The sequence below is a fragment of the Aeromonas sp. QDB62 genome, from assembly GCF_027705695.1.
Classification (GTDB): domain Bacteria; phylum Pseudomonadota; class Gammaproteobacteria; order Enterobacterales; family Aeromonadaceae; genus Aeromonas; species Aeromonas allosaccharophila.
Map to the genome: position 1 here is coordinate 1 of NZ_JAPDCD010000099.1, position 2,977 is coordinate 2,977.

Genomic DNA, 2,977 nt, shown 5'->3' on the forward strand with positions numbered 1-2,977 from the left:
GCGCCCCGGGGCTCTGACCTCCCGAGGCGCTTCTAATCACAAAGCCTGGAAGGAGGCCCTATGACTAACCGTGATCTTACAGATACTTACCGCCAACTCAAAGCCCTCGAATGCGCCATCACCGCGCTTGCCGAGGCCGCCAGCCTTATTCCCGAAGACGATGACCATGCCGCCCTGGTACGGGTCTTGTCCGACCGCATCGAGACCGAATTCGAAGCCCTCCAGGCTAAATTCATCGAGTCCTGGTCTCTTAACACAGCAGCATAAATTCCACTTAACGATAGTGTGTTAACACCTTGCTTTTTTGTGTCACTGTGACGATAATTAATTACCGTCACGGTGACACTAAAGGCAGCCCAATGAAAGACGTCAACGACAATCAAACCGCAGACCTCCTACCGCTCAAGCGCCCACGTGGTCGCCCGAGCACCGGCAAAGCCCTCCCAGGTGCAGCCCGTCAAGCCAAGTACCGCGCCAAGCTGGCCGACATTACGGTCACTGTTACGTTTAATCGGGATGATGTGCCCGCCCTCAAGCTGCTCCTGGCTAACCCAAACCCTGCCCTCGATGTTGACCAGGCAACGCTCGATCGTATCGCGCAAGCGGTGTTCGGGGCGGCCATCGGCTAGGCCAGTGACAGAGAACGGGGGCGGTAGCCCCCACAAGGCGCCCCCCTTACGTCAAATTTTTCACGTAAGGTAGGCGCCGGAACACGCCCATGCAGACCAGAGACGTGAACCCCCCCTTCCCTGCAAAACCGGCAGTTAAGGGGTTCGGTGCACTGAGGGAGGCGAACGCCTCAGCGCATCGCGAACTTGCTCATTTGGCCATCAACAGCGTAGGATTTGTAAAGTTGTCCGTCTCCCAGATTTCCGCTTAACGGATAAGGGCGAAACGAAGTAGGCAGGAACGCCAGCGCACGAGCAGCCGACGCCGAAAAAGAAAGCCCCCGCAAGGTCTCGAACACCTTCGGGGGACGGTCACCCACTCAACTCATGAACGCATCACAGGTGACGATATGATCTTACATCATTCCGCCGCCTTCTCCATAGCGAGAAGGGGGCAACATGCAAACAATTGACCTCAATGCACCACTACCGACAGGGACTACTGGGGATGCGCGTAGCGCGCCCCTGAAGGCACTGGCGGGAGGGGGCTCTAGGTACATTGCGGATACGGCGGCCGCTTCGCCCACCGAAACACCCCGCAAACCCTCGCCAATCAAGGCTATCAAAGAAATCGTTGACCGCGAAACCGGTGAAGTTTTGCAATTTTCCCGTCAACGAGATGGCTCCCTGGTTGTTGAAAAGACCCCCTCCCAAGTCCTTTTTTTGAAGTGGATGCGCAAGGCTGCCCTGGCCGAGATCTTCGGTCTCAAGCATCGCGTTTCGTGCTGCCACCGGAACCCCATCAAACAGGCAACCAGTGTCCAGGTGTGGGCCAAGCTGAACGCCTTCATCCCTGGTCATTTCGTTGGCCTTCAAACCTGCGCCCTTCCCTGGCTGTGTCCTATCTGCTCGCCCAAAATAGCCCAGCGCCGGTCAAAGGAGATCCAGCAGGCCATGGACAAGTGCTTGGCAAATGGGGGGCAGGTGCTAATGCCTACCTTCACGATCCCGCATGGCCGGCAGGATCCATTGGCCGAGACCCTCGACCTGATCAAGAAGGCCCTGCGCTGGATGTCATCGCATCGCCAGTACAAGCAGCTCCAGGGCAGGCTAGGTGTTCAGGGCCGGATCATTGCCACCGAGATGAACCATGGCGAGGCCAACGGCTGGCACCCGCACTTTCACGAGCTGTGGTTTTTTGAGGGTAACGGCGTGGACGCTTCCAAGTTGGAGGCGGAGCTATACGTCCTCTGGAAGGCCGCCTGCGCTAAGTTCGGTCTTGGGGAACCGAGTCGTCAGCATGGTGTGGATGTTCAAGATGGGAGTCTTGCAGCTGCTTACGTGGCCAAGATGGGCGACAAGCCTTGGACGTTGGCGGATGAGATGGCCAAGTCTATTTCCAAGAAGGGTCGGCGCTCTAACCTCTCGTTCTGGGAGCTCATTGATTGTTACCTGGACGAGTCGGTCACCACAAAGCGACGTAATCGAGCCAAGCAACTGATCATCGAGTATGCCGAGGCCACCAAAGGCATCAAGGTTTTGACCTGGACTCGAGAACTCAAGGCGCTGTACGACGTTACAGAAAGGACTGATGCGGAGGTTGCAGCCCAGCAGGAAGAAGAGGCGGTGTTTATCGCTGACATTTCCCTGGATGACTGGCGCATCGTGGCTAGGCATCGGTTGCAGCACCTTATCCTGGGTGTTTGCCTCCAGGGTCGGGCCGCTATCTATGCCGTCATCGATGCATATCGCAACAAGTCACCCAAGCCACTTATCCGCTCGATCACCGATTCAACCTCAAGCCACAAGTCTGGCGGGGACCCCGCGGAGGGTGGGTGCCAGCCTTGTGGCGTAGAGGCTTCGACCGAACAGCCAGTTTCACCTGGTGAATCCGGTCTGGTTGCTACCATGGCCACCATCAAGCGTTCGCTGATTGCCTGGGCTGAATATCGTAACAGTTACCAAAAGGGGAGAACCCATGAAGAAACCACCCATCCTGTTCCTGCTCCCCGAAAAGTCCGGCATGGACGAAAGGGGTCTGTCGCTGACGTTCACCGAGACTCTGGAGCAGGCGAAGTTGCTCGCGGCCAGCTTGGGCTGCTCAACCTTGCTTCGTATGCGGCTATACGGGAATGAGCCCAAGATCCTTCCAGGTGGATGGATCCGAACCGGTGAGACCGAATGGATGTTCATCAAGGACTTTGAGCAGTACGCGAAAGAGAATTCGTGCAGCCATCACTATCACTGACCGCTATGGTTGATTTTTCAGCCCATAGGTGATCAGATAGCAAAGCGCCCCGGGGCTCTGACCTCCCGAGGCGCTTCTAATCACAAAGCCTGGAAGGAGGCCCTATGACTAACCGTGATCT

3 protein-coding genes are annotated in these 2,977 nt (G+C 56.9%); all 3 read left to right on the forward strand.

The genetic code is table 11. The features are described 5' to 3' along the window. Nucleotides 1-60: 60 nt before the first annotated feature. The 3 genes from OKC27_RS22525 to OKC27_RS22535 all read left to right on the forward strand — a co-directional run bounded on the left by OKC27_RS22525 (nucleotide 61) and on the right by OKC27_RS22535 (nucleotide 2,744). On the forward strand, nucleotides 61-267 hold the full coding sequence (locus tag OKC27_RS22525) for a hypothetical protein (protein WP_270806735.1): 207 nt from the start codon (nucleotides 61-63) through the stop codon (nucleotides 265-267). Nucleotides 268-359: 92 nt separating this feature from the next. Beyond that, on the forward strand, nucleotides 360-629 hold the full coding sequence (locus OKC27_RS22530) for a hypothetical protein (protein ID WP_270806736.1): 270 nt from the start codon (nucleotides 360-362) through the stop codon (nucleotides 627-629). A 438-nt stretch (nucleotides 630-1,067) separates the two neighbouring features. Next, nucleotides 1,068-2,744 carry a hypothetical protein gene (locus OKC27_RS22535; RefSeq protein ID WP_270806737.1) on the forward strand — a complete coding sequence of 559 codons (1,677 nt, stop codon included), beginning with the start codon at nucleotides 1,068-1,070 and terminating at the stop codon, nucleotides 2,742-2,744. Nucleotides 2,745-2,977: the final 233 nt, after the last annotated feature.